The sequence below is a fragment of the Paenibacillus sp. B1-35 genome (assembly GCF_050474385.1).
GTDB classification, from domain to species: domain Bacteria; phylum Bacillota; class Bacilli; order Paenibacillales; family Paenibacillaceae; genus Paenibacillus_B; species Paenibacillus_B alvei.
In genome coordinates this window covers 529,498-556,424 of the sequence record NZ_JBCHVJ010000005.1, presented here as the reverse complement: position 1 = coordinate 556,424, position 26,927 = coordinate 529,498, and the positions used below count along the sequence as shown (strand labels likewise).

The window sequence follows — 26,927 nt, the reverse complement described above, 5'->3', positions numbered from 1 at the left end:
ACAACCTCTTACCGCATGACTTGCCCATTTTCCACGTGGAACATATTTGCATCATGCAACTTGCCGGTATTAATGCCTTCAATGCCTGTCGTCGTAATGAACGTTTGTACCTTGCTCTGAAACGTCTCAATCAGCTGCGTCTGGCGCATCGAATCAAGCTCAGACAGAACATCGTCGAGCAGCAGGACAGGATACTCCCCAATTTCCTCGTGCATCAGTTCGATCTCGGCCAGCTTCAGCGACAGCGCTGTCGTCCGTTGTTGACCTTGAGACCCATAGGTTTGCACTTCTTTGCCGTTAATGTAGAAGGCAAGATCGTCCCGGTGCGGTCCGACAAGTGTCATGCCGCGCCGCACCTCCTGGTCTTTCATTTGTGTTAACTTTAACATAAATTGCTCGAATAAGACAGCTTCATCTTCGTCTGGCATCGTAAAGGAAGGACTATATTCAATGACTAGAGCTTCCTTGCCATTCGAGATCCCGGCATGAATTTGCTCCGCCCATGATTGGAGTTTCTTTAAATATTGTTTCCTTTTCTTTACAACTTTAACACCATTCATGACAAGCTGCTCATTAAAGATATCAAGCATCGTATTCGCCTGCCCGCTTGGGCTGCTCCACATTTGCTTAAGTAGGTTGTTGCGCTGAATGAGAACTTTTTGATATTGCTGCAAATGATATAAATAGCTCGGCTGTACCTGACCAATCTCCATGTCGAGAAATCTTCTGCGTATGCCTGGCGAACCCTTTACGATCTCCAAGTCTTCAGGAGCGAACATGACGACATTAAGCGCACCAATGAAGCCGCTCAGCTTACGCTGTTCCAGACCGTTAAGCTTGGCCTTTTTCCCTTGTCGAGAAATGGTAAGCTCAAGCTGTACCGTTCCATATTTGCGTTCCACAGCAGCTTTCAGCTGTGCATGCTCACCTTCCCATCCGATAAGCTCTTTATCGCGCGGTGTACGATGCGATTTCGTTAAGGCAAGCACAAATATGGATTCAAGCAAATTGGTTTTCCCCTGCGCATTATTGCCAACAAAAATATTGACCCGATTGTCAGTACTCAATTCGAGCGCACCATAATTGCGATAATTTTGCAGGGCGATCGATTTGACGAACACCCGCTAAGCCTCCTGGGATGAAACGATACGGAACTCTCCGCATCCATCTACTGTGACGACGTTGCCAGGATACAGCTTCCGACCGCGTCGTGCTTCATCTTCACCATTTACCTTCACCATGTTCTCTGCAAGCATGATTTTGGCGTGACCGCCAGTTGATGCACAATTGGCCAATTTCAAAAATTGACCAAGCGTGATGAATTCCGTTCGAATCTCGATGTCATTCATGTCGTTTCCTCCTTGTGATGCACGTTCACCATCTTGCTTAGTTTGTCGTACGGTAAGGCAAAATGAGATGCAGGCTGCTTACGTGCTCTGTCGGCTTAATGATGATTGGACTCATAGCGCCTGTAAATCCGATGAAAATATTTTCACACTCGACAACCTTCAACACATCGAGCATATATTTGGAGTTAAACGCAATCCGCAGTGGATCCCCATTGAATTCCTTCACATCAAGTTGCTCCGTAACGCGTCCCAATTCAGAGGAGCTGGAGGAAATTTCAATCGTACCGTCTTCCTTCGTTTGCAGGCGAACAATGTTCGTTTTATCTTCACGGGACAGCAAATAAGCACGGTCAATTGCATCAATAAGCTTTTTCGTGTCCAAAATAAGTTCTGTTTTATAGTTTTGCGGAATAATTTTAGAAGTATCCGGATAGGTTCCATCCAAAATACGCGAATAGAACAGAACACGGTCGATTTTGAACAGGACTTGATTGTCTGCAACAACAATGTCCACCATCGTATTTTGATCCGGAATAATTTTGCTGAGTTCATTCAATGTTTTGCCAGAAATGACAACATTCGTAAACCGAATGTCAGGATCTGCTTGGATATCAGCTGTACGGCTCGCCAAGCGATGGCGGTCTGTGGATACGAATTTTAAATTTCCTTCGCTTAAATTCCACAATACCCCTGTTAAAATTGGCGTTGTTTCGTTGGAAGAAATAGCGAATGCCGTTTGCTTGATCATCGTCTTCAGCAAATCGCCATTTACGGTAATGACTTGATTCTCTTCGATACTAGGGAGAACTGGATACTCTTCAGGATCAAGTCCAACCATTTGGATATCGGTAGTACCGGAACGAAGGAAGGTTTGGAAATGCTCCTTTACTTCGATTTCGACATCTTGTGAAGGCAGCTTTTTAATAATTTCGACAAAAAACTTAGCCGGCAAAACAACACTACCCGGACGTTCCACTTGAACGATCGTTTGGCGATCATCCTCCACAGGGATAAAAGTTTGAATGGATATATCTGTATCACTAGCGGTAAGGGTTACCCCTTGAAACGTAACGTCAACCTTGATCCCGCTTAAAATGGGAATCGTCGTTCTGCTGGAAATCGCCTTAGATACGTTTTGTATCGCTTCGTTCAGTTCATTTTTTAATATCGAAAGTTTCATACGTTCACTCCCTAACACCAATTTTGCGCTCGTTCTAGTGTTGCTTTATATTCGAATCTTGTGACATTCGGCTTCTTTTGAATGGAGAATTGCCGAATATGTGCTCTTCTTATGATGATCTATATAATCTTTTTTAATAATAGTAGTAATAGTAGGGGCACTGAATATGTGGATAACCCTCCTGAACAGGCATAAAGTAAAGCCTATCCACATGTGTATAGATTGTGTATAGGCTTGTTATGTTGTTCACAGCGTTGGATTTTTAATTTTGTCGATCAGGTTCTGAACGACCTTATATAGATCCTGATCTTCCTGCAGATTTTGCGTGATTTTCTCATGGGCATGGATGACGGTCGTATGATCTCGTCCGCCAAATGCCTCTCCGATTTTCGGCAATGAATAATCAGTGAGCTCCCGCGACAAATACATGGCGATTTGACGAGGAAAAGCTACGGCTTTCGTTCTCTTGCGCGCTTTGAAATCCTCCATCTTCAAGCCATAAAACTCTCCTACCTTATGCTGAATGTCCTGGATCGTAATCATCTTCGGACGGCTGGATGGGATGAGATCTTTGAGTGCCTCTGCAGCCAAGTGAGTTGTAATATCTTGGTTGGTCATCGTGGAAAATGCGACAACGCGTGTAAGCGCACCTTCCAACTCACGGATGTTCGTATTGATTTGGTTGGCGATATAGACCATAGCTTCATTCGGTATATCTAAATTCTCAGCCTTCGCCTTCTTGCGAAGAATCGCGATCCGTGTCTCCAGATCTGGTGGCTGGATATCCGTTATTAAGCCCCATTCAAAGCGAGAGCGCAGCCGTTCCTCTAACGTTTCGATCTCCTTCGGCGGACGATCGCTGGAGAGGACGATATGCTTGTTCTCGTTATGCAGTGCATTGAATGTATGGAAGAACTCCTCTTGCGTCTGTTCTTTCCCTGCCAAAAACTGAATGTCGTCAATGAGCAAAATGTCAATATTGCGATATTTATTGCGGAAGCTTTCTCCGCGATTATCCCGAATGGCATTAATGAACTCATTCATGAATTTTTCTGACGTCGTATAAACGACGCGGCTTGCAGGATTGTGCTCCAAAATATAATGGCCGATTGCGTGCATGAGATGCGTTTTGCCGAGACCTACCCCTCCATATAAAAATAGCGGGTTGTATGCTTTAGCCGGCGCTTCAGCGACGGCGAGCGATGCAGCATGCGCAAAGCGGTTGTTCGAGCCAATGACGAATGTATCGAACGTATATTTTGGGTTAAGCATATTGGAAGCCGGTTCATCATAGACAGCGACTCGAGCCGGTGAAGCCTGTGGCTGCACGATTTCAGCTTCCGCTTGAGCTGCTTCTTCAATAATGAACTTGACGTCCACCTGCTTGCCCGTTTCTTCCATTACTGTCGAGCTGACAAGCTTTGTATAGCGGCTCTCGAGCCATTCGACCGAAAACGTATTCGGTGCGGTAATGAGCAGCTGCGAGTCTGTAAACTTTACAGCTTTTGTGGCCTTGAACCAGGTATCAAAGCTAGGTTTGCTCAGCTTCGTCTGGATAACGGACAATATTTCCTGCCAATGTTCATTTGCTTGGCGCTCCACAGATTGTTTCACTCCTTCAAGCCTGCTGCGTCTTCATATGACGCGCTTACCGGCAATTACGCCTGAAAAAAGGACAATTGCCCCGACAAGACGCAAAAAGGCTCCGCAAGGCGCAGAAAGCCCTCTTATGGAAGGAAGTTCGAGTCGATGCAAAGTCGATAATGGAACATTTCCTTGATAAGAGCGTATTGTCGGGGTCTATGCTGACATGCTGATGATCCTGCATAGGTCGAGAAATTTCTCGTACTTTCTACGAAACATCAGACATGCTGCTGTCGAAGTATACCGTTTCTTACAACTATTTATCCACAGTGTGCAGATCATGTCGAACAACTTTTTAACAAGTGAGTATAAATTGTTCACAACTTTATCCACAGACTGTTGATAATTAAATATCCACAACCACTATTCACAACCGAAAAACAATATAATCATAGCAGATGAGCCCTTATATTTCAATGATCGGGCGGATTTTATCCACAAATTCAATAACTTGTGCATAAATGTTATCTACACCACTAGATATTGTTTATAACCTGTTTCTTGTTGACAAGTCCGGACAAAGGCCCCTTATTTTTTGTGCACAGGTCAAGAAAGGAAAATGTCGATAATTTTTAGTTTTGCACATGTGAATAACCGAAGGTGTCGAGATTAATCGAAGATCGGAATGTGGATAATTGTTTCTATACATATAAGAACGTTTTTTTCAATTCGCATGATTTTAGGAGGGAAGTTGGAAGAGGGAGAGGATCGATGAGGATTGACTTTTGGTCCGTATTCTGATTAAATGTAAAAAGGAATTTTGCGCAGACAGATAAACGTAGCAATGAATGGTTCACCATGACATATCTCGTTCGAGGAGGTGCAATACGTTGAAACCGACATTTAAACCTAACGTGAGCAAACGTAAGAAAGTTCACGGTTTCCGTAAAAGAATGAGCACGAAAAACGGCCGTAAGGTGTTGGCTGCTCGTCGCCAAAAAGGCAGAAAAGTATTGAGCGCATAAGATCGCGTGAATACAAGACCACCTCGGTGGTCTTTTTTTCTTTTTTAGGCGAAGTTAGCATATATTCTTGCTTGCAAATTGGAATTTTACCGTGCAGATGAGAGAAATGTTTATTCCGTTCCGCAGGTGCCTATACTTGGATCATACCATTCGAGTATTTCCGAGTAGGGATGAGCGTAGTTAATTCGGACAGATAGGAGAAAGATCCGATGCAAAAACAGTATCGGCTGCAGGATCGCGCAGACTTTACCCGTGTTTACCGCAATGGTCGTTCCTTTGCCAACCATCAGCTGGTGCTGTACGTATACGAACAGCCAAAGGTTGAACGGTTCCGTGTAGGAATATCGGCAAGTAAAAAGATAGGCAATGCGGTAGTGCGCAATCGAATGCGCCGCATGATCAAGGAAATTGTCAGACTTCAGGCAGATCGCATTAAGGATCATGTCGATTTGGTGTTCATTGTGCGCAAAGGCGCAACAGAGATGGACTATGAGAAGCTTGCCAAGAGCGTCAATCATGTCATGCGAAAAGCTTCTATATATAAATGAAATTGAATTGTCAGCAATATCGCACGATACACCTGTTGAATCGTTTCCTTTAAGATGGGAAATGTGATATATTTACTTTGGAATCGGAAGGTTAAGAGAGGGGTTATGCTATTGTCGCTGAACAAGTTGTTCTCGAACCGCAAATGGCTCTTGGTAGCGGTTTCTGTGCTGTTGATCGTTGTATTGTCGGGATGTACGTCCACGACCACTACGCTGAAGACGGAGGATTTGCTGCAAGGTAACTTCTGGGAGCGTAACGTGGTCTATTATTTTTCACTAGCACTTGATACATTCGCAGGCTGGTTCAGCGGGGAGTATGGATTCGCCATCTTGCTGCTAACCGTTATTGTTCGTCTGTGTATCTTGCCGCTTACAGTTAAGCAAATGCGCAGCTCGAAGGAAATGCAGAAGCTGCAGCCTCAGCTCGCTGAAATAAAAAAGAAGCATAAGGATAACCCGCAGAAGCAGCAGGAAGAAACGATGAAGCTGTTCCAACAGCATAACGTGAATCCGCTTGCGGGATGCTTGCCAATCTTCATTCAAATGCCAGTATTTATTGCTTTGTATAATGCGATCTATATGAACTCAGCAATCCGTGAGCATACGTTCTTGTGGCTCAAGTTGGGCGAGGCGGATCCGTTTTACATTTTGCCAGTTGTGGCTGCCTTGACGACGTTCTTGCAGTCCAAGATGATGGCAAGCCAAAATCCAATGCAAGGCCCAATGCAGTTTATGATGCTTATCTTCCCAGTGTTGATCTTCGTCATGTCGATCAACTTCCCAGCGGCACTTCCGTTGTACTGGGTATACAGCAACGTCTTTACTATTGTTCAGAACTATTTCCTTTATCGCGATAAGGATAAGGAGGTTCGTCCGGCGAAATGAATACGCTCGTTGTATCGGGAAAGACGATCGAAGATGCAATAAAGAACGGTTTGGAACGAATGAACGTAACCGAGGATCGCGTATCTGTTCGCGTGCTGGAGAAGCCATCACGCGGGCTGTTCGGACTTATCGGGGTACGTCCGGCGAAGGTCGAACTGACACTTCTTCCGGACAAGGATGTCCCGCTCTCTGAGCCTACAACACAATCAACATCATCGAAGCCAGTTCAGACATCTTCTGTTGTGGCCGATAAGCAAACAGCAACTATATCAAAGGATCAGGAGACGGGCAGGAGCGCTGTCTCAGATGACGATATAGATCCGATTGAAGAAGCAAAGCAATTCATTGTGGATGTTGCCCGCTCGATGGGGCTTGATGTAGAAGTTGCAGTACATAAGAGGAAGGACACGGTAACGCTTGATATTAGCGGCTCGGACTTGGGCCTCATTATCGGTCGCCGCGGTCAGACGCTGGATTCGCTTCAATATTTGGCGAACCTGGTAGCCAATCGTTATTCCAAGCATCATCTCCGTATTATTCTTGATGCAGAGCAGTTCCGTGAGCGACGTAAGAAAACGCTCGAATCCTTATCTGAGCGGCTCGCGAACAAAGTTATTCGTTCCCGGCAAGAGGTTGTGCTGGAGCCGATGACGGCGCAGGATCGCAAGATTATTCATGCGAAGCTGCAGGATCATCCGAAAGTGAAAACTTGCAGTAAAGGCGAAGAGCCAAACCGGCGCGTAGTCATTATGATTAAATAGGCATGACTGCACTTATGAATACCTCTATTCAGAACGCATAGACAGATAGAAAATGCAATGATTGCGCCTGGTTCAGGGTGCTCTCATTGCATTTTTTCGTTTTTTGCTGAACCAGAATTGGATTTCATGATTAGGTGTTTGACGTAAAATGAGATAATATAAATGTACCCTATATGTGCGGAGGTCATTATTAGGATGAATTACGAACCAATCGCAGCGGTATCTACACCGCTTGGAGAAGGCGGTATAGCGATTATCCGAGTAAGCGGAGAGGGATCTTTTGCTGAGGTTGATCGCATATTCCGTTCGAAAACGAAGCTGACAGAGGCGGAAAGCCATACAATACATTACGGACATATTGTTGATCCGAAGTCTGGAGAGCGGGTAGAGGAAGTGCTCGTAAGCGTGATGCGCGGGCCGCGTTCATTTACGACTGAGGATGTTGTCGAAATCAACACGCATGGCGGGATTATTTCGGTGCGGAAAGTGATGGATATTCTGCTTCAGCAGGGGATTCGCTTGGCGGAGCCGGGCGAGTTCACGAAGCGAGCCTTCTTGAACGGAAGAATTGACTTGTCACAGGCTGAGGCGGTCATTGATCTCATTCGCTCGAAGTCGGATCGCGCCTTCAGCATCGCTATGAAGCAGGCGCAAGGTCAATTGTCTAACCGAATCAAGTCACTCCGTCATACACTCATTGAGACACTTGCTCATATTGAAGTGAATATCGACTATCCTGAGCATGATGTAGAGGAGCTGACAAGCGCCTTTATCCAAGATAAATGCGGGCATGTTATGGAAGAGGTCACGCGGCTGTTGAAAACCGCATCCGAAGGGAAAATATTGAGGGAGGGTATTGTGACAGCGATTATCGGCAGACCGAATGTCGGTAAATCATCGCTGCTCAATACGCTTGCCCAAGATAATAAAGCGATTGTAACCGATATTCCGGGGACAACTCGCGATGTAGTCGAGCAATTCGTAACAATTAACGGAATTCCGCTGCGTCTCCTGGACACAGCCGGCATTCGGGAGACGACAGATGTCGTTGAACGAATCGGAGTGGAGCGTTCTCGCAGTGCCCTTCAGGAAGCAGACTTGATATTGTTCGTTGTGAACAATAATGATGAGCTTCATCCGGATGAGCGCGAGTGGATGGAGCAAATTACGGGTAGACAAGTGATTGTGATTGTGAATAAAATGGATCTGCCTACGGTGTTGGATGATGCTCCGTTAAAGGAGGCATTCGGTGAGAATCAGATTGTGCGCATGTCGGCGAAGGAACAGGAAGGCGTCGACGCGCTTGAAAAGGTAATCTCTGAGTTGTTCTTCAGTGGAGGAATTGAAGCGGGAGATATGACGTATGTCAGCAACGTACGGCATATTGCGCTTCTCAAGAAGGCGCTGCAGGCATTAGAAGATGCTGTGGGGGCTTCCCAACAGGGAATACCAATCGACATGATTCAAATCGACGTACGCACCGCTTGGGAGCTGCTCGGTGAAATTATCGGAGACGCAGTTGGCGATTCACTGATTGATCAAATTTTCTCTCAGTTCTGTCTTGGAAAATAGAAAAGCGAACACGGATACGGTCGTTTTGCCGTGAGTGTTGTTTATCATAGAGAAGTAGTAAAAGGAGGGAGCCCCATGCCATTTGAGGCGGGAAAATATGATGTAATAGTTATCGGAGCGGGCCATGCGGGCTGTGAAGCGGCACTTGCTTCTGCACGGATGGGCTGCGATACGCTGCTATTGACGATTAACCTGGATATGGTTGCTTTCATGCCGTGCAACCCTTCCATTGGTGGCCCAGCTAAGGGCCATGTTGTACGTGAAATCGACGCATTAGGCGGAGAAATGGGCCGCAATATTGACAAAACCTTTATTCAAATGCGGATGCTCAATACAGGGAAAGGGCCTGCCGTTCACGCACTGCGTGCCCAGGCCGACAAGGTATTGTATCAGGCGAAAATGAAGGAAACGGTGGAAACGACGCCGAACTTGACGCTGCGTCAAGGCATGGTTGAGGAACTGATCGTGGAAAACGGTAAATGTGTAGGTGTCATCACGAAATCAGGCGCTATATTCCGTTCGAAAGCGGTTGTCTTAACGACAGGTACGTACCTGCGGGGCAAAATTATTATCGGTGAGCTGATGTATGAGAGCGGTCCGAATAACCAGCAGCCTTCCTTGAAGCTGTCCGAATGTTTGCGCAATCTCGGATTTGATCTCGTTCGCTTCAAGACAGGTACACCTCCACGGGTGAATGGTGGGACGATCGACTTTTCCAAAACAGAAATCCAGCCTGGAGACGATCATCCGAAGTTCTTCTCTTATGAGACGAAGTCTTCCGATAATGAGCAGCTTCCTTGCTGGTTGACGTATACGTCAGAGAATACGCATCGCATTATTAATGAGAACTTGCATCGTGCACCGATGTTCTCTGGTGTCATAGAAGGTACAGGACCTCGCTATTGCCCGTCCATTGAAGATAAAATTGTTCGTTTTGCTGATAAGCCGAAACACCAAATCTTCCTTGAGCCAGAAGGGAAGGATACGGCTGAGTATTATGTGCAGGGTCTGTCAACGAGTATGCCTGAAGATGTACAGCTACAAATTCTGCGCTCTGTTCCAGGACTTGAGAATGCAGAAATGATGCGAACCGGTTATGCGATTGAGTATGATGCAGTCGTACCGACACAGTTGTGGCCAACTCTTGAAACGAAGCGGGTCGATGGCTTGTTCACAGCTGGGCAAATTAACGGAACATCCGGTTATGAGGAGGCTGCTGCACAGGGGGTTATGGCCGGCATTAATGCCGCGCGTAAGGTACAGGGCAAGCCTGCTGTCATCTTGAATCGTTCGCAAGCTTACATTGGCGTTCTGATTGATGATCTCGTGACGAAGGGAACCAATGAGCCTTATCGCTTGCTTACTTCTCGCGCAGAATATAGATTGCTGCTTCGCCATGACAATGCGGATATGCGCTTGACGGATATCGGGCATGAGATTGGCCTTATTACCGATGAGAGATACGCAGCATTCCAGCATAAGCTTGACTTGGTTGGTCAAGAGATGGAGCGCCTGAAGGCAACGAAGGTAAAGCCGGATGAGGCTGTACAGTCAATGCTTGCTGAAGCGGGTTCCGCTCCACTGACCAACGGGTGTGATGCAGTGACATTGCTGAGACGTCCAGAAATAACTTATTCACATGTGGATAAGTTATTTCCATCACCGCTGGAGCTGGACGATGAGATAAAGGAACAAGTTGAAATTCAAATAAAGTATGCAGGATATATTGAGAAGCAACTGCTGCAGGTAGAGCGTCTGGCAAAGATGGAGAAGAAGCTTATCCCGCAGGATATCGATTACGATGTAGTTCATGGAATTGCGTCGGAAGCGAAGCAAAAGCTGACGAAAATCCGTCCGCTGTCGATCGGGCAAGCGTCGCGTATTTCCGGTGTAACTCCTGCGGATATTTCGATCCTGCTTGTATACTTGGAGCACTATAACCGTGTAACAGCTGAGAAGCATGCTGAGGCGTAATTGAGGATGTAGGCTGTGGCAAGTATGCAGGAATGGGATACTAACTGCAGAAGAGGAGATTGCCAGTAATGGATGCATTGCAAGAACAGTTCCAAGGCTGGCTGTCCGGACATGGATGGCCGCCGGTTACAGATATACAATGGAACCAGCTCGATACGTATTACCGTGTGTTGGTTGAGTGGAATGAAAAAATGAATTTGACAGGCATTACAGAGCGTGAGCTCGTATACGAGAAGCATTTCTATGATTCGCTAACGTTAGGCTTTCACGTCGATATGATGAGTGTGAAGCGCATGGCGGATATCGGATCAGGTGCAGGCTTTCCAGGGATACCGCTCGCAATTATGTTTCCGCATATTAAGCTGACAATTGTTGATTCCCTTAACAAACGGATCGTATTTCTGAATCATTTGGTACAGGAGCTTGGATTAACAGGCGTTTCCTGCATTCATGGTCGCGCAGAAGAGGTTGCACGCAAGCCGGAGCATCGCGATCAGTATGATCTTGTGACGGCACGCGCTGTTGCAAGATTGAACGTGCTAAATGAGTTCTGCCTGCCGTTCGTACGTCCAGGCGGGACGTTCGCTGCGATGAAAGGGACAAATCCACAGGAAGAGATTGTAGAAGCGAAGCGGAGCCTTCAGGTGCTGCAGGCGACCTTCACGGCTGATTATGCATTGAAGCTTCCAGTAGAGCAATCCGAGCGTCATATCGTAGTGATGACGAAGAAGGGGACAACCCCTAAGGCCTATCCGCGCAAGCCGGGGACGCCGCTAAAGACACCGCTTGTATAATTTCAGTTATAAGACAAAGAGGTCGAATGCATTCGACCTCTTTTTTGCGTTATGTGATAAAGGAATCATTTCAACCGAGGATCATACATCAGTTGGATGTGGATTCCGAATGGGTCTTCAATAATGCCATAGGCTTTACTAAATGAATTTGCAGAGAGAGGGACAATCACTTTTACTCTATCATCGGTAAGCAGGCTGCTATAAAATTGTTCAATCTCTTCTAGGTTCGAACTTTGAATACATAATGATGTGTTATTGCCAACCGAGTATTTACTCCGCGGATCCATTGTATCCTCCGCAATCATTACTTTTGTTTTCCCGATCAATAGGACAGAGTGGACGATGTTATTTTTATTCCCCTCCGTAAGCAGTATCGAGCTGTCGCGCTTCGCCATGTCTTCATAAGTAACGAGCAGCGATTCTTTTGCATGGAAATGGATCTTGTAAAAATCAATGGCTTCTTGTGCCTTTCCGTTCATGGATAAGAAAATCGCAACTTCCAGGGTTGCACTCATGAGATCAATCTCCTTTTTAAGCAAAGATGTTAACCCAACCATCTTTTCTATTTGATAGACGAGCTTAGATTCATCATAATGGATAAAGGTATCAAAATATGACACCTTTATGAAGGAGCTATTCATGAAGAAATCAGAGCGATTATATGACATGATTAGATATGTAAACAGTCGAGAATTTTTCAATTTGCATGATCTAATGGAGAAATACAGTATTTCAAAAAGTACAGCACTGCGCGATATTCGTTCCTTAGAGGAATTAGGCATGCCCATTTATTCGGAATATGGAAAACATGGACGATACGGAATGTTGAAAAATCGATTATTATCTCCCATTATCTTTACGATCGATGAAGTGTATGCTCTGTATTTTGCAATGTTGACACTAAGTGCTTATCAATCCACGCCTTTTCATTTACGGGCGAATCAGCTTAATGAAAAGTTCGAAAGCTGTCTGTCTTCGGAACAAATCAGGCAAATTCACAACATGCGAAAAGTGCTTCAATTCGAAAGCTACCAGCATCATCATGCGAGCCGTTTTTTGGATAAGATCCTAAAGAGTATCCTGAATGAGAGCAGTTGCATCATAGATTATGTAAAACATAAACAGACCAAAAAATATCACGTTCAATTTTTCAAAATATCAGCTAAGTTCGGCCAGTGGTATGCAACAGGATTCGAGACAGTGACGAATCAATATCGAGTTTTTAGATGTGATCGAATTACCGCTATGGAGGAGGGGGGAGAGCATGGACATTTTTTGCTGGATGAGCTGAATAGCCGATCATTAGAAAGGTATCAATCTGTGAACAGTATTAGCTTTGAAGTTGAGATTGCCGAGCAGGCGAAGGATATTTTCTATAAGGAGCATTATCCATCGATGCAAATTGAGACAGGTCATAGAACAATTATTACAGGAAGTTATAATCAAGGGGAAGAGGATTTTATAGCTTCTTATTTGATGAGATATGGTAGTGATGTGTTAGAAGTGAAGCCGGATTCTTTAAAACAGCTCATTCAAGATAAAATATCTAATCTCTTACAACACTATCAAACGTTATAAATCGAAATACTGGGTAAATATGAAGTTAGACAAGAAGTTAGCTGGAAAGCTGGTACTGATTTGAAAAATTTGGTGGAACTAGGTTACAGTGGCGTAAATCTTTCTTTCTATGTCCTATGTTACGATTTATGAACATCATGAAAGGCTTAGAGAGTAGGAATTCACAACATGAAGATAAATAGCTGGTACAACCCAATAATGAAGGCCTCATGCACCTTATTTGTGGCTGCAGCTTTATTGGCTGCACCGCTAGGAACGAAGACAGCAGCCGCACAGATAGAGAGTGTATCCGTGCAGGCTGATTCCTCTATATCGTCTATCAAGCAGCCTCCATATACAGGCAAAGGCGTTAAAATTGCCATTATCGATTCGGGAGCAGATATCCAGCATCCGCTGCTCAAGGAGAGAATCGTAGAAGCTTATGATTTTGTAGAAAATGATACAATCCCGCAGGATGAAAAAGGGCATGGCACGCATGTTGCCGGTATTGTAGCCCAGCAGGCTCCCGATGCTTCTCTGCTTATTTATCGAGCGATTGCTACAGAGGGTCACGAATTCACTTCTACGATTGTTAAAGCGATGCAGCAAGCGGTGAAGGATGGAGCGAAGGTCATCAATCTATCGCTTCATTCTGATATCGATGCTCCGGATGAGCCGCTGTCACGGATGATCGCAGATGCGGTAAGTAAAGGGGTTGTTGTTGTAAACTCTGCGGGCAATGCAGGAGACAAGCTATGGAGTATTACCGCTCCAGGATTGGTGGAGGATGTAATCACCGTTGGAGCGGCTACCTTGCCTACATTTGAGTCCATGCTCTCGTATCGTAATCACAGCATACGTCTTATTTCGGGGATGGGATCGCCTGATTTTCCGAAGGAAGGCTCGCCTGATCTGGTATTCATCGAGGGAAATAGTCCCAAAGTAATCAAGCAAGAGCTTCATCAAGGGAAATTGCTCGTTGTCCAAACAACCAGTTCCGCTGCTTCATCTTATTACGAAGCAGCGTGTAACGCAGGAGCTAGCGGTATTCTATTCTATCAGAATGACAAGGTGGAGTGGGAGCCAGAGCTCAGAATTGATAGTAAAAATGATGACAGACTTATCCCAGCAGCCTCCATTTCTCCACAAGGAGCCTCTATGCTGAAGCAGGGCAAGTCATGGGCATGGCAGTGGGGAGAGGAACAAAGAAGTCGGATGTCTGCCATAAGTTCTCGTGGGCCTGCAGTTGGCACATGGCTGTTGAAGCCTGATCTAGTGGCACCTGGAATTAATGTGCGAAGCTCTGTGCCTCGTAACCAGATGGAGCAAGGATACGGGAATATGAGTGGGACGAGTATGGCTGCTCCTTATGTATCTGCCGCAGCGGCGGTTCTCCTGGAAGCACATCCGGAGTGGACGCCGGCCATGGTAAAATCAGCTTTGATGACATCAGCGGATAAACTTACTGATAACAATGGAGCAGAATATCCGTATCACGCGCAAGGATCAGGACTTGTGAATGTAGATAGAGCCATGGAGACAATTTCGTTTCTCCAACCGGCAGCTCTGTCTTACGGTGTTGTTGATCCGGATTCGTGTGATTTGATGAAAGAGCAGTCTCTTCAGTTAACGAATCGGTCTAATCATAAGATAACTTATCAAATTACGTTATCGTCTGAAGCGGGTAAGTGGGATATTTCATATCCTGCTTCCGTCACCGTACAGCCTGGTGAAACGGTACGTATTCCTGTGGCATGGAATCTATCCACCCTACAGGAGACAGGAGTTCTTACAGGGTATTTACAGCTTATTCATGACACGGAAAAGCTTCGAGTGCCTATTCAATTGATTCGTGGAGCAAGTCAGTACCCGCTGCTGACGGGATGGTTCGCAAGTCATCAACTGCTCACGCCGAACGGGGATAAAAATAAATCTATTGAATTCCATTATTATCTGCCTGGTGATGCTGAACGGATGTTGATTACCGCAACTCGGATTGATAAACATAAAAAGAATCGTAAAGAATATCTGCTGCTCAATACAGTTAAACCTTCCAGCGGGCTGCATACGTATGAATGGAAGGGCACGGATGTATCCGGGCATAAGCTGCCTGACGGTTTATATAACCTAAAAAGTAAAGCTTTTGCTGATGGCCGCTCGGAGATAAAGGGCGATCAATTGATTTATATCGATCGAGAGGCCCCAACGGCAATATTTATGAAGGAAAAGGCGGAGCGCGGTATTGTGCAAGGGACAATTCATGATATGATGCTGGAACTCGAGTATGCAGTGCGCCCTATGCTTCATTCGTCTGTTCATAATAAGCAAGCAGCTCTAATTAGCGTAAAATGGAGCACATCCAATACAGGAGCGTGGAAAGAGATGCGCTTCAATGAGGATAAACGGACTTTCTATATTTCATTTATCGGATCAAGAATGAGAAAAGGAACTCATGATATATTCATCCGCATGGAAGATGCAGCTGGGAATGCACAGATTCAAAAAACACAAGTGAAGTTATAGCAGAAGCGGGGGGTTACCCCACTTTTGTTTTATTTGCGTGGAATAATTTTCATGTTCAAGATGAGGTAGAAGATAATTCATAGAATGTTACGGATGCAATCTCATTTTAGCAAGTAATTATGATAGGATAGAGGAGCAGTAAAAAGCAATGTGGGGAAATGTTCCACGTGAAACAGGTGTAATGATAACGATGTTTATATGCAACGGTGTTGTTTAAAATATAAGTTTAGTATAGTGAAAGAAATCTGTAGAAGTTTTTCTTACACGGGTACACAAAAAGGCAGGAAAAAGGCACAAGCTTGGAGAATACATAAGGCAGAGCGTATAATTTTGTCGAAGGAAAGAAATGGTTTGAATCAGATGCCCTGTTGAACATTGTCGCAAAGGATGTAAAGCAATCGGAATTCGCGAAGAGTAGCGGGGATCGTGACCGATTTGCCGTCTTGAACGATATAGGGCGAAGATCAAGAATGGAGCAGAGCACTGCCGCTTCTTCATGTGCCTGGCATTATTTTGAAGTTAGGTGGTATTATACGGAAATGAAAGAACAACTGTCTCGGTTATTCGGTTTTGCGGAGCGTCAATCGCTGGATGAAGTAAAACAGCTTCCGGTGAATGAGATTGTCAGCAGTCCCTATCAGCCTCGTACTATATTCGATGATGAGCGTATTGATGAACTGTGTCAGACGATCAAAACGCACGGTGTTATTCAGCCGATCGTTGTCCGCCAGCGAAACGGGCAATTTGAAATCATTGCCGGAGAGCGCCGTTGGCGTGCTGTCAAGAAGTTGGGTTTGGATACGATCCCGGGCATCGTTAGAGAAATTAATGATGCTCAAGCGGCATCCATTGCCCTAATCGAGAATTTGCAGCGTGAGGGACTTACAGCGATTGAAGAAGCATATGCTTATCAGAAGCTGATTGATTTGCATGATTTGACGCAAGAAAGCTTAGCTCAACGACTAGGCAAGAGCCAGTCTACAATTGCAAATAAAATTCGCTTGTTAAATCTACCGGATGCAGTGAAGCAGGCTTTAATGGGACGTAAGATTACAGAGCGACATGCAAGAGCATTGCTTGGACTCGAATCTGAGAACCTGCAGCTCAAGCTGCTTGAGGAAATTATCGCAAAAGAATTAAATGTGAAGCAGACGGAAGCACGGGTCGCATTTTATAAAGAGGTTCACAAAGCTAAGAAATCGAAGCGTATCTCCTATACGAAGGATGTGCGACTTGCACTCAATACGATTCGTCAATCCATTGATCTTGTGACGGGTTCCGGTCTAAAAATTAAGACAGATGAACATGATCACGAGGATCATTATGAAATTGTCATCAAAATACCGAAAAGGTAGGTCAAATCTCACACCTTTTTAACAACCTGAATAGTTGATCCACCTAATTATCGGTTGATTCGAGCCTAATCGTTGTACCTTATATGTCGTACAGCGAGATTGTTGTCATGCGTAGTGCTTATATGTGCAGCGGCAGGCAAGAGGCCGCTCTTTTCTGTTTTTGTGGTCGTTAGCGGTTATTGTTACAGCTAGAAACGCAAAAGAAACAACATTGGGGTGAAGAGGAATGGCTAAGGTCATTGCCATTACCAACCAGAAGGGCGGCGTCGGCAAGACAACGACGACGGTAAATTTGGGTGCAGGTTTGGCGTTATTAGGGAAGCGAGTGCTGCTTGTTGATATTGATCCACAAGGCAACACTACAAGCGGAATTGGGATTAACAAGGCAGACGTGACCAATTGTATTTATGACGTGATTATTAATGATGTTCATCCAAAGGACGCAACGATCCCGACCATGGTCGAAGGTCTGCACATTATTCCGGCAACAATACAGTTGGCGGGTGCTGAGATCGAATTGGTTCCGACGATATCGCGTGAGGTGCGATTGAAGAAGTCGCTTCAGCTTGTAGCACATTTATACGATTATATATTAATTGATTGTCCGCCTTCACTTGGTATATTGACAATCAACTCCTTGACTGCATCTCATTCGGTCATTATCCCAATTCAATGTGAGTACTATGCATTGGAGGGACTCAGCCAACTACTGAATACAGTCAGACTCGTTCAGAAGCATTTGAATACCTCACTGCAAATTGAAGGTGTTCTCCTAACGATGCTTGATGCACGTACAAATTTAGGGATTCAAGTCATCGACGAGGTTAAGAAGTATTTTCAGCAGAAAGTATATACAACGATTATTCCTCGAAACATACGCCTTAGTGAGGCACCATCACATGGTCAATCCATTATGACCTATGATCCGAAATCGAAAGGTGCGGAAGTATACTTGGAACTTGCGAAGGAAGTGATTTCGTATGAGTAAGCGATTAGGACGTGGATTAGACGCCCTTATTCCGTCACTATCCGTCAATGATGACGACAAGGTGGTAGAATTATCCCTACAGCAGTTGCGTCCCAATCCATATCAGCCGCGAAAGCATTTTGATGAGCAGTCCATTCAGGAACTTGCAGAGTCGATCAAGCAGCACGGTGTCATTCAGCCAATTATTGTGCGGAGTGTATTAAAAGGATATGAGATTATTGCTGGTGAACGCCGCTATCGTGCTTCTCAGCAATTGGGCTTGCTGAATATCCCAGCTGTTGTGCGTAATTTTTCCGATCAGCAGGTCATGGAAATTGCCCTGATTGAAAATTTACAACGTGAAAATTTGAATGCTATTGAATTGGCCGTTGCCTACCAAGCACTAATGGATCAGTTCTCCTTAACGCAAGAAGAGCTATCTGTTAAGGTTGGAAAGTCACGCTCACATATTGCAAACTTCTTACGGTTATTACAGCTTCCTGAGGAAGTTAAGGACTGTGTTTCACGTGGAACACTATCAATGGGACATGCACGTGCAATTGTAGGGGTCAAGGATGAGGCAAAAGTAAAACAGTTGGCTAAAGACTCTATAAATCAAGGATGGAGTGTTCGCCAGTTGGAGGAAGCAATCCAACAAATGAACAAAAAAGGAAAGCCAGTTGATAAAGCAAAGCCTATCCGTAAAGATCCATATTTAGATGAGTTGGAAGAAAGCCTACGAGAAAGGTTCCGCACAACGGTAAAAATTAAGCAAAGTAAAGATAAAGGGAAAATCGAAATTTCTTACTTTAACAAGCAGGATTTGGAGCGATTGCTCGAAATGCTTCAAACGTTGTCGGTTGAATGAAGCCATAGCAATAATTTGAACAAGAACTGGCATTCTTGGTTGTTATCCAAAGCAAGAAGGATTACACGAGGGATGCCAGTTTTTGCATTGCGGGTATACATATAATCACTTGATAAGAAACGAATAGCAATTGCTTGAACCTATTTTTTAATTTACAAAATATTGAAGTAAAAGGTTACAATTTTGTTGTCTCTTATACCGCTTGGATCATGATATAACTAAATATAGATATGGGGCAAAGAGCATATTTTTGACTATGAATAGATTCTCTATTTTTGGGAACAGCTTCTCGAACTAGAAAGCTTGAATTGGTTGATATAAAGCTGATGCTTTGTAAGTTCGATATATAGAGAATAGTAGGTAAGATGTGTTGTATGAGTCCGTTAAAAAAAATTATAATAAGAATGGACACGATGCCCCTAGAAAGATACGAATCCTCATTCAGCCAGCCATATTCAGGGCTGTCCGATATTAATAGCAAGCCATATTGCAGACGATAAAGGAATAGATGGGGAAACAAGGGTGAGAAAGTTCGTGCCAATGAGGTACGGGACACGTTATAGGCAGGAGAGAACAGAGACTTATGATGAATGAATTGCAGAATGATTGGTTGCCGCTCATTGCCGCTGGCATCGGTGTATTACTATTGTTGTTACTTATTATTGTTCTTCTCCAGGGTTCACAGATTCGTAAGCTTCGCCGTAAATACGAAGCCATTATGGGAGAAAGCGGTATTGAGAGCTTGGATGTTGTATTGTCCAGCATGCATGAGGATATTGCACATCTGCAAGGCATGACGGAACATCATCATGTTGAAATGGAACAGACCAAAAAAGCTCTGAAAAAAATGAAATCCCACGTCGGCATTCAGCGTTACAACGCCTTTGCAGAGCGCGGGAGTGATCTTAGCTTCTCGATTGCATGGTTAAATGAGGAGCAGGACGGAGTTGTCATTACAAGCATTCACGGACGGGAACATTCTTATGTATATGCGAAGCCCGTTGAGAAGGGACAGTCGACTTATTCTTTGTCTCCAGAGGAGAAAAAAGCAATCGAAATCGCGGAGGCAAAATAAAAATAATGTTCCCGATTACGGACGATAGGATAGGGCAGTCAGCGACTGTTCGATCGTATCTGCGATCACATCGGCCATTCCCATAACTAAATGAAGTCTAGTATTTTGTAATACGAAATATTCCATGAAGCCTCCGACGTTGACAATGCCTGTAATGTGCATATCTCCGATCGGGGGCAGTTGTTTATTTACCCCAGCGCCGGGGCGAACCGGCCCCTCGACGACCTGAACGGATCCTACGCTGCTGCTCTGGCCAAGACACGCATCTACTGCAATAATGAAGGTATGAGGATCGCTCGCTTGCAGTGAATCTATCGTTTCTTGCAAATTCATGGCATGCACGGGTTGATGGAGTGTACCAAGCACTCGAAAGTCTTGCGAACATAATTGTGATAGACGTGTTCCAACAAGCGGTCCAAGGCAATCTCCTGTTGAGCGGTCAGTTCCAATACATATGACTGTCGTCGACTGATTGGGAGCGCGCATTTGCAAATGTTGTTGGCAGGAGTGGATTAAGGAAGATCGTGCGTTAGGTGCATCATAAGCCACTTTACAAGGATGGCATTCATCAGATGTCGGGCGTTTGAACAAAGGAAATGTCATCTCAAGCAGCCTCCGTTTTCTACTAAAGGTTAGTATCTAGTATATGGAAGCGAGAATATTTTTATACTTCGACGAAAAGAAGCATCCTATTTTATAATAAGTTTCCTAACACTTATCATATTGATAATGACAGAGGGGGAATGATCATGTTATGGGCCGCAGAGGCAAATAACCCTGAGAACGTTACCGACAATATTGAAGAGACGCTGTCGGTATTCGAGAAGTGGCAGCAAGGAATATGGAACTGGTTGACTGATATGGCAACTTGGGAAATGCTTTTCGTGAAATGCATAAAAATCGTACTGATTATTTTAGTAACGAGAATTGTGATTCGAATCGTTCATCGGATGATTAATCATGCGATTGTGAAACAGGAAAAGTCCCGTATTAACGGGAATCCAAGACGGCTTGTAACCGTAGGCAAGTTGCTCAAGAATATGACGTCGCTAGCGATGAATTTCATCATGATTCTTGTTGTCTTATCGGAATTCAATGTAAATCTGGCGCCGCTCTTAGCGGGTGCGGGGGTTGTCGGCTTAGCAATCGGTTTTGGTGCTCAAAGCTTAGTGAAGGACGTCATGACCGGATTCTTTATTATTTTGGAGGATCATTTTGCAGTAGGGGATGTCATTAAGGTGGGTTCGTTCCAAGGAACGGTTGAGATGATCGGGCTGCGATCGACGCGGATCCATAGCTGGACAGGAGAAGTCCATGTTATCCCGAATGGTAGTATTACAGAGGTAACAAACTATTCACTGAACAATTCAATTGCAGTAGTTGATGTATCCATTGCTTATGAGGAAAATGTAGACAAGGCGATTCAGGTGATGAATCAGACTTTGGAAGGATTGCCTGAACGCAATGAAAATGTAGTGAAGACGCCACAAGTACTCGGTGTCCAAACGCTTGGGCCTTCTGAAGTAACCATTCGCGTGATTGCAGAATGCCGTCCATTCACACAATCGGGAGTTGTTCGCGAGATAAATGCTGAGATGAAGCGGGCGTTAGAGCAGGAAGGCATTGAAATTCCATATCCACGACTCGTAACGTATCAGCGAACAGAACAAGGGGGGAGTTATTGATGGAACGTAAAGTCTTCGCACTGGGTGATATCGTTCAAATGAAAAAGCCTCATCCTTGCGGCACGAACGAAATGGAAATCATCCGAATGGGTATGGATATCCGCATTAAGTGTGTAGGATGCAAGCATAGTGTACTCGTCCCGCGAGCGAAGTTCGAGAAGAGCATGAAAAAGGTGCTCCGTTCTGCCCAGCCTGACTCAGAGTAAAAAGCAAAATTGTAAAAAATATGTTGCAATAAAGTGATTAGTATGGTAAGATAACTCTTGCTATGGAAAGGTACCCAAGAGGTCCAAGGGGGCTGACTCGAAATCAGCTAGGCGTCGCAAGGCGTGCGTGGGTTCGAATCCCACCCTTTCCGCCACTTATTGTATATAACAACTCCGAAGCTGAGGCTTCGGAGTTTTTTGCATATTAGCTGATTATGCTGCTGTTGCTGCCAAGGAAAATAAAAGAAGGGACTTCGCCTGGCGAAATCCCTTCCTGGTTGACGGTGCTTATTCGACTTCTATCTTCACAATGTTAGATGGCTCAGGTTTCCTATCATATGGAACCGTATAAAGGATTCCATATTACGATAAGTGTGTTACAGATAAATGCTCTACAGCACAACCCCTCGCTTCCCTTATTTCGTAAAGTTAAATGTCTCCACTAGGCTTCTTTGCTCCATTGTTCAACGGAACCCACCTCGCTTCGCACCGTCAGTTGTTATTATGGGTTATTATTAAATTTCTATGCGTGACTCGGCATAAAACGTGCAGGTATATGTGTTTATATAAGGGTGTAAAGACATATAGAAAAGGGACTTCGCTTGCGCGAAATCCCTTCCTGGTTGACGGTGCTTAATTGACCTCAATCTTCACAATATTAGATGGCTCAGGCTTCCTACAGCATATGGATACTTATGCAGTAATCCATATTACGATAAGTGTGTTGCAGACAAATGGTCTTTAGCACAACCCCTCGCTTCTCTTATGTCGTAAAGTTAAATGTCTCCACTAGGCTTCTTTGCTCCATTGTTCAACGGAACCCACCTCGCTTCGCACCGTCAGTTGTTATTATGGATCATAATCGCTGTTTTATACGTCGATACTTTAAAAAAGAGAACGACCATAATCAGTGCGTCAAGGCATGGGATTTCTTTTTCCACTTGCGGTCTTTGTTCGTCGTTTCAGGGAATGTATCTCCCCTTTTCAACTTAATTTGTTTTGGATTTTGAATCTCGGTATGGAAACTTCTTTCACCAACCTCCATATAGATGGCATCATTTGGCGCCTTGTCTCCAGGTTCGAATTCTGTACGCTCACCCATCGTGTAACCTCCTGTATGCTTGTCGTATAGATGCAGAAGCGTAACGAGATCGCTTGCCTCTGTAGTGTGTGCGTGCAGATTCCCAATCATGAATGGAGAAAAGTGTTTGCTCTTGGAAAAAAGAGTTTTTCTTGCATGTCAGGATTCATTTTGGTACACTAGTTTAGTGCGAGTTTTCTCGCTCCTTGCTTCTGACAAGATCAGAGGCCTGAAGTCCATAAGGAGGTGAACGTGAAATGCGCAAATACGAATTGATGTACATCATTCGTCCTGACGTAGAGCAAGAAGCTGTTCAAGCAGCAGTCGAAAAATTCCAAGGCGTTATCTCTAACGGCGGTGGAGAAATTACGAAGCACGATGTGATGGGTAAGCGCCGTCTTGCTTACGAAATCAAGAAGTTCCGCGATGGCGTGTACGTTCTCGTGAACTTTACTGCAGAACCTGCAGTAGTAGCGGAGTTGGATCGTCAACTGAAAATTGCTGACGAAATCATCCGTCATCTTGTCGTTAGCGACGTGGCTTAATAGCCAAAACAATCGTAAATTCGTAAAGGATACGTCGAAGGAGGGGATAGCATGTTGAATCGCGTGATATTGATAGGACGTCTTACACGGGACCCAGAATTGCGCTACACTTCATCTGGAGTGGCAGTGACACAGTTTACGTTAGCGGTTGATCGACCGTTCTCGAGTCAAGGTGGGGAACGTGAAGCGGACTTTATTCCAGTCGTTACTTGGCGGCAGTTGGCGGAAACATGTGCAAATTATTTGCGCAAGGGTCGGCTTACAGCAGTAGAAGGACGCATTCAAGTGCGCAACTATGACAATAACGAAGGTAAGCGTGTATACGTGACTGAAATTATTGCAGATAATGTGCGTTTCTTGGAATCGAACCGTGACAACGGGGGAACACGTGATGATATGGGCAGTAATTACGGTGCACCAGCGCCGCAGTACAATGCTCCAGCACGTGGTGGGAATTCCAATTCTCGCGGACAAGCAGCGGCGGATCCTTTCTCTGATGACGGCAGACCTATCGACATTTCCGATGATGATTTGCCATTCTAAAACGGAAAGGACTGAATTGAATGAGCTTCAAGCAAAATGAAGGCGGCGAAGGCCGTAAATTCGGTGGCCGTAGAGGCCGTAACAAGCGCCGTAAAGTGTGCTTCTTCACAGTGAATAAAATCACTCACATTGATTATAAAGACATCGACCTGTTGAAGAAATTCATCAGCGAGCGCGGCAAAATCTTGCCACGCCGTGTAACAGGTACAAGCGCGAAGTACCAACGTGCTTTGACGATCGCTGTTAAACGCGCTCGCCAAGTAGCATTGCTTCCATACACTACAGAGTAATGCAGGTACAGAAAAGACAGCTGATATTAATCAGCTGTCTTTTTTCATTACATAAAGGTAAAACGGGAATATATTTTCAGCTTTTTGCCTGATCATACATTAACTACGCATGCTTTATCTTATTATCATTACATCCTTATCTCCTTTTACCTAGCGGAGGAGAATCACCGCCTTATGTCCAGTTCCATTTCCGTCTTGGGGCTGATTTTTCCGGATTTTTTGGATGGTACAATAGCTAGTAATGACGTAAGAAAATGGGTGCGGGGGGTAATGCAATGAGATGGCATGAACGTTTCAGTAAGCGCTGGCATGGACAAGAAATCGACTATCAATGGCCGTCCCCGCAGGTTCCGATTATTAGCATTCGAAGCAGCGGCGCCAGTCGAGTGGGCCGACACAGCAAAGTTGCAATTGGTCTTATTGCAATCGGAGATATCGCCATTGGACTAATTGCTGGGGGGATGATTAGTGTCGGCGTGCTCGCTTTTGGCGCTATTTCCTTGGGACTGCTGGCAGCAGCTGGGGCCATTGCATTTAGTGATTGCTTTTCGGTAGGGGCGATTGCCGTAAGTGACTGGCTGTCCATTGGGGCGATTGCGATAAGCAGCATGTTATCCATTGGAGCTATCGCTATGAGCCATTTGGCGTTAGGGGTCATCGCGATGGGTCAATATGCGTATGGAATCATTGCGATTGGCAATCACGGATTCGGACTTATTCCTTTAACCTTGGATGTCATACGCTGGGTGAGAAGCTGGTTCGGCTAATCGGATATTTTGTCATATTTTGTGCGAAATCCGCCCATTTTTGGGCGGTTTTTTGGTACTTTTGTCAAATTAGTGATCTGGATCATGAAATCTGTATTTTCCTTTTTGATCGTTTGCATGTAAAATAAAAATATTGTTTCATGCATAATCATCAAAGAAACATACCAAAGAGGGTTCGGATTACCGGTCGTAACATACAGATAAAAACGACCGTGCATGCTCATCCTATATCTGATACAGCTTTCCCCCACAGGGAGAATCGCATACTCCTTTCATGGGTTGAGAAGCTGTGGAAGTGATGAATGTGAGCACGGCAATTTCAATGCAATGAGAACACTCTAGGCATTCTAGGGGAATAGGAAATGCGGGTATAGGAAATTCGTGTCGTTGGCAAATGGGGCGGGTATCCTTGTGAAAGACGAAGCGGATGCGATGTGCTGCTGCCAATTTGGAAATACAGGGGACCGAAGCCCTATACACATGAGGAATTTGGAATACTGTATGCGTGTCAGGCGATCATGGATGAACACAGGTGGCTTTGTTACGCAACATTTTGTTTTCCATTAGGGGAATGTGGATAGTGTCATTGAGCTTGAGAAGTTACTGTCCTAGTGGACAAAAAATACTTCTCGAGTTAATGAAGTGAGAAGTGTCGGTTGAATTGGGATTGGATTGAATGCATCACATAAAGGAAGAAGAGGATCTGGAATGAAAAAATATAAAAAATGGGGAATCGCACTTGCCATTATTGCGATTGTCGGCATAAGCGGATTTATTTTCCGCAAGCAGCTCGCGGTTCTGGCTTTCGATATGTTCTTATCCGGACATGTTGAAGAGACGCTTGATAAGTCATATAAGCCAATTGAAGGCAAAGAAGAAGTTATTCGCAAAGTAACGGAGCCATTCTCGGTACTACTGCTGGGGGTCGACCAGCGAGGCAAGGAAATTGGACGTTCTGATACGATTATATATTCTGTAGTTCGACCACAAGATAATAAGGTGCTGTTGTTGTCGATTCCGCGTGATACGTACACGGAAATCATCGGCAAGGGATTCGAAACGAAGCTCAATCACGCTTATGCCTACGGCGGTGCGAAGATGAGCATGGAGTCAGTAGATAATCTGCTTAAGCATAAGGTTGACCATTATGCAACGATTAACTTCGAGGGATTAAAGGATGTTGTCAATGCATTAGACGGTGTGAAGCTGCCGATTACGAAGCCGATTGTCAACAAGGATCCAGACCACGAGAAGTTCCGGATTGAGCCGAACAAGCCAATTTATGATGGTCAAGAAGCATTGTACTTCGTACGCTACCGTGAAGATTCAGATATGAACCGTACGATGCGCCATCGAATCTTCTTGAATGCCGTTATGCAGCGTACCATTGAAATGGACAAAATCGGACGCATTCCAGAGCTTATTGAAATTATGGGTGAGAATTTTACAACGGATATGCGACCGAAGTATATGATTGATTTGGCCAAGACAATGTTCACGAATGACGGAATACCAAGCATTAGCAGCTATATGCTGCACGGCGATGGCAAGATGATCGGCAATGGTTGGTACTATATGGTGAAGGACGAGGATCTGGATTATATCAAGTCCTTGCTGGATAACTGGCTGGATCCAAAAACAACCAAAGAGAATTTGATGGAACCGCGTGAAGTAAAAGAAGATTAAAGAACGGAACGCAGTGGAATAAAAGCAAAAAGTCAGTCGTATTTTTTACGGCTGGCTTTTTGTTTTTGTATGCCTAAATGTGTTAATTTAGTGTTAAGGAGTTACAG

At 44.7% G+C, this 26,927-nt stretch carries 27 protein-coding genes and 1 tRNA gene; 21 read left to right on the top strand and 7 right to left on the bottom strand.

Translation table 11 applies throughout. The annotated features are described in order from the left end of the window. Nucleotides 1-8 precede the first annotated feature (8 nt). From recF to dnaA, 4 genes are all read right to left on the bottom strand, one after another. Nucleotides 9-1,121, bottom strand: a complete 1,113-nt coding sequence (recF, locus tag ACQ5BJ_RS19215; protein ID WP_268599166.1) for a DNA replication/repair protein RecF — start codon at nucleotides 1,119-1,121, stop codon at nucleotides 9-11. A 3-nt stretch (nucleotides 1,122-1,124) separates the two neighbouring features. Beyond that, nucleotides 1,125-1,349 carry a S4 domain-containing protein YaaA gene (gene yaaA / locus ACQ5BJ_RS19210; RefSeq protein WP_197267165.1) on the bottom strand — a complete coding sequence of 75 codons (225 nt, stop codon included), beginning with the start codon at nucleotides 1,347-1,349 and terminating at the stop codon, nucleotides 1,125-1,127. A 37-nt stretch (nucleotides 1,350-1,386) separates the two neighbouring features. Next, nucleotides 1,387-2,529: a DNA polymerase III subunit beta gene (dnaN, locus tag ACQ5BJ_RS19205; protein ID WP_005545464.1), complete on the bottom strand. Its 1,143-nt coding sequence runs from the start codon at nucleotides 2,527-2,529 to the stop codon at nucleotides 1,387-1,389. A gap of 246 nt (nucleotides 2,530-2,775) precedes the next feature. Continuing rightward, a complete protein-coding gene (gene dnaA / locus ACQ5BJ_RS19200) occupies nucleotides 2,776-4,131 on the bottom strand; it encodes a chromosomal replication initiator protein DnaA (RefSeq protein ID WP_005545462.1) in 1,356 nt (451 codons plus the stop codon). Nucleotides 4,132-5,003: 872 nt separating this feature from the next. On the opposite strand from dnaA, the gene rpmH reads away from it, so the two are divergent. The 7 genes from rpmH (at nucleotide 5,004) to rsmG (ending at nucleotide 11,672) form a co-directional block, all read left to right on the top strand. Then, on the top strand, nucleotides 5,004-5,138 hold the full coding sequence (gene rpmH, locus ACQ5BJ_RS19195) for a 50S ribosomal protein L34 (protein WP_040735642.1): 135 nt from the start codon (nucleotides 5,004-5,006) through the stop codon (nucleotides 5,136-5,138). Between the two features lie 209 nt (nucleotides 5,139-5,347). After that, complete coding sequence (rnpA, locus tag ACQ5BJ_RS19190) at nucleotides 5,348-5,686, top strand: ribonuclease P protein component (RefSeq protein ID WP_005545461.1); 339 nt, start codon at nucleotides 5,348-5,350, stop codon at nucleotides 5,684-5,686. Nucleotides 5,687-5,791: 105 nt separating this feature from the next. Continuing rightward, nucleotides 5,792-6,571: a YidC/Oxa1 family membrane protein insertase gene (locus ACQ5BJ_RS19185; protein WP_040735641.1), complete on the top strand. Its 780-nt coding sequence runs from the start codon at nucleotides 5,792-5,794 to the stop codon at nucleotides 6,569-6,571. After that, nucleotides 6,568-7,332: an RNA-binding cell elongation regulator Jag/EloR gene (gene jag / locus ACQ5BJ_RS19180; protein WP_005545459.1), complete on the top strand. Its 765-nt coding sequence runs from the start codon at nucleotides 6,568-6,570 to the stop codon at nucleotides 7,330-7,332. The genes ACQ5BJ_RS19185 and jag overlap by 4 nt, the downstream gene beginning before the upstream one ends. A gap of 195 nt (nucleotides 7,333-7,527) precedes the next feature. Next, nucleotides 7,528-8,904, top strand: coding sequence for a tRNA uridine-5-carboxymethylaminomethyl(34) synthesis GTPase MnmE (gene mnmE / locus ACQ5BJ_RS19175; protein ID WP_268622915.1), 1,377 nt, complete (start codon nucleotides 7,528-7,530; stop codon nucleotides 8,902-8,904). Nucleotides 8,905-8,979: 75 nt separating this feature from the next. After that, nucleotides 8,980-10,878, top strand: a complete 1,899-nt coding sequence (gene mnmG / locus ACQ5BJ_RS19170) for a tRNA uridine-5-carboxymethylaminomethyl(34) synthesis enzyme MnmG (protein ID WP_268599168.1) — start codon at nucleotides 8,980-8,982, stop codon at nucleotides 10,876-10,878. Nucleotides 10,879-10,946: 68 nt separating this feature from the next. Then, complete coding sequence (gene rsmG / locus ACQ5BJ_RS19165) at nucleotides 10,947-11,672, top strand: 16S rRNA (guanine(527)-N(7))-methyltransferase RsmG (RefSeq protein WP_268593706.1); 726 nt, start codon at nucleotides 10,947-10,949, stop codon at nucleotides 11,670-11,672. A gap of 65 nt (nucleotides 11,673-11,737) precedes the next feature. Here rsmG and ACQ5BJ_RS19160 read toward each other — a convergent pair whose 3' ends face one another. Then, nucleotides 11,738-12,187 (bottom strand): VOC family protein, encoded by a 450-nt coding sequence (locus ACQ5BJ_RS19160; protein WP_005545455.1) that lies wholly within the window; start codon nucleotides 12,185-12,187, stop codon nucleotides 11,738-11,740. Between the two features lie 124 nt (nucleotides 12,188-12,311). Here ACQ5BJ_RS19160 and ACQ5BJ_RS19155 point away from each other — a divergent pair, with 124 nt between their 5' ends. The 6 genes from ACQ5BJ_RS19155 (at nucleotide 12,312) to ACQ5BJ_RS19130 (ending at nucleotide 20,017) form a co-directional block, all read left to right on the top strand. Continuing rightward, a complete protein-coding gene (locus tag ACQ5BJ_RS19155; protein WP_430111971.1) occupies nucleotides 12,312-13,250 on the top strand; it encodes a helix-turn-helix transcriptional regulator in 939 nt (312 codons plus the stop codon). Nucleotides 13,251-13,418: 168 nt separating this feature from the next. Beyond that, complete coding sequence (locus ACQ5BJ_RS19150; protein WP_430111969.1) at nucleotides 13,419-15,752, top strand: S8 family serine peptidase; 2,334 nt, start codon at nucleotides 13,419-13,421, stop codon at nucleotides 15,750-15,752. Nucleotides 15,753-16,291: 539 nt separating this feature from the next. After that, complete coding sequence (noc, locus tag ACQ5BJ_RS19145; protein ID WP_005545448.1) at nucleotides 16,292-17,107, top strand: nucleoid occlusion protein; 816 nt, start codon at nucleotides 16,292-16,294, stop codon at nucleotides 17,105-17,107. 226 nt (nucleotides 17,108-17,333) lie between these two features. Next, on the top strand, nucleotides 17,334-18,095 hold the full coding sequence (locus ACQ5BJ_RS19140) for a ParA family protein (protein ID WP_005545445.1): 762 nt from the start codon (nucleotides 17,334-17,336) through the stop codon (nucleotides 18,093-18,095). Further along, the gene (locus ACQ5BJ_RS19135) at nucleotides 18,088-18,942 is read left to right on the top strand and encodes a ParB/RepB/Spo0J family partition protein (RefSeq protein ID WP_163979212.1); all 855 of its coding nucleotides are present in this window, start codon (nucleotides 18,088-18,090) and stop codon (nucleotides 18,940-18,942) included. Before ACQ5BJ_RS19140 ends, ACQ5BJ_RS19135 begins: the two co-directional genes overlap by 8 nt. A 583-nt stretch (nucleotides 18,943-19,525) precedes the next feature. Next, a complete protein-coding gene (locus ACQ5BJ_RS19130) occupies nucleotides 19,526-20,017 on the top strand; it encodes a DUF4446 family protein (protein ID WP_005545440.1) in 492 nt (163 codons plus the stop codon). Nucleotides 20,018-20,032: 15 nt separating this feature from the next. On the opposite strand, the gene yyaC is transcribed toward ACQ5BJ_RS19130, so the two are convergent. Continuing rightward, the gene (gene yyaC / locus ACQ5BJ_RS19125; protein ID WP_005545438.1) at nucleotides 20,033-20,620 is read right to left on the bottom strand and encodes a spore protease YyaC; all 588 of its coding nucleotides are present in this window, start codon (nucleotides 20,618-20,620) and stop codon (nucleotides 20,033-20,035) included. Between the two features lie 146 nt (nucleotides 20,621-20,766). Here yyaC and ACQ5BJ_RS19120 point away from each other — a divergent pair, with 146 nt between their 5' ends. The 3 genes from ACQ5BJ_RS19120 (at nucleotide 20,767) to ACQ5BJ_RS19110 (ending at nucleotide 22,063) form a co-directional block, all read left to right on the top strand. After that, nucleotides 20,767-21,702, top strand: a complete 936-nt coding sequence (locus ACQ5BJ_RS19120; RefSeq protein ID WP_268622913.1) for a mechanosensitive ion channel family protein — start codon at nucleotides 20,767-20,769, stop codon at nucleotides 21,700-21,702. Further along, nucleotides 21,702-21,908: a DUF951 domain-containing protein gene (locus ACQ5BJ_RS19115; RefSeq protein ID WP_005545435.1), complete on the top strand. Its 207-nt coding sequence runs from the start codon at nucleotides 21,702-21,704 to the stop codon at nucleotides 21,906-21,908. Before ACQ5BJ_RS19120 ends, ACQ5BJ_RS19115 begins: the two co-directional genes overlap by 1 nt. Before the next feature lie 64 nt (nucleotides 21,909-21,972). Continuing rightward, nucleotides 21,973-22,063 (top strand) — tRNA-Ser (locus tag ACQ5BJ_RS19110). Nucleotides 22,064-22,815: 752 nt separating this feature from the next. On the opposite strand, the gene ACQ5BJ_RS19105 is transcribed toward ACQ5BJ_RS19110, so the two are convergent. Next, a complete protein-coding gene (locus ACQ5BJ_RS19105; RefSeq protein WP_005545433.1) occupies nucleotides 22,816-23,010 on the bottom strand; it encodes a YjzC family protein in 195 nt (64 codons plus the stop codon). Nucleotides 23,011-23,246: 236 nt separating this feature from the next. Between ACQ5BJ_RS19105 and rpsF the strand changes: the two genes are divergently transcribed. The 5 genes from rpsF to ACQ5BJ_RS19080 all read left to right on the top strand — a co-directional run bounded on the left by rpsF (nucleotide 23,247) and on the right by ACQ5BJ_RS19080 (nucleotide 26,820). Further along, entirely contained in the window at nucleotides 23,247-23,534 is a 288-nt protein-coding gene (rpsF, locus tag ACQ5BJ_RS19100; RefSeq protein WP_005545431.1) for a 30S ribosomal protein S6, read from the top strand. A 51-nt stretch (nucleotides 23,535-23,585) separates the two neighbouring features. Further along, the gene (gene ssb / locus ACQ5BJ_RS19095) at nucleotides 23,586-24,077 is read left to right on the top strand and encodes a single-stranded DNA-binding protein (RefSeq protein ID WP_005545428.1); all 492 of its coding nucleotides are present in this window, start codon (nucleotides 23,586-23,588) and stop codon (nucleotides 24,075-24,077) included. A gap of 20 nt (nucleotides 24,078-24,097) precedes the next feature. Then, on the top strand, nucleotides 24,098-24,367 hold the full coding sequence (gene rpsR, locus ACQ5BJ_RS19090) for a 30S ribosomal protein S18 (protein ID WP_005545426.1): 270 nt from the start codon (nucleotides 24,098-24,100) through the stop codon (nucleotides 24,365-24,367). Nucleotides 24,368-24,642: 275 nt separating this feature from the next. Next, entirely contained in the window at nucleotides 24,643-25,134 is a 492-nt protein-coding gene (locus ACQ5BJ_RS19085) for a hypothetical protein (protein WP_005545423.1), read from the top strand. Nucleotides 25,135-25,842: 708 nt separating this feature from the next. Then, nucleotides 25,843-26,820, top strand: coding sequence for an LCP family protein (locus ACQ5BJ_RS19080; RefSeq protein WP_005545420.1), 978 nt, complete (start codon nucleotides 25,843-25,845; stop codon nucleotides 26,818-26,820). The last annotated feature ends 107 nt before the right edge of the window (nucleotides 26,821-26,927 follow it).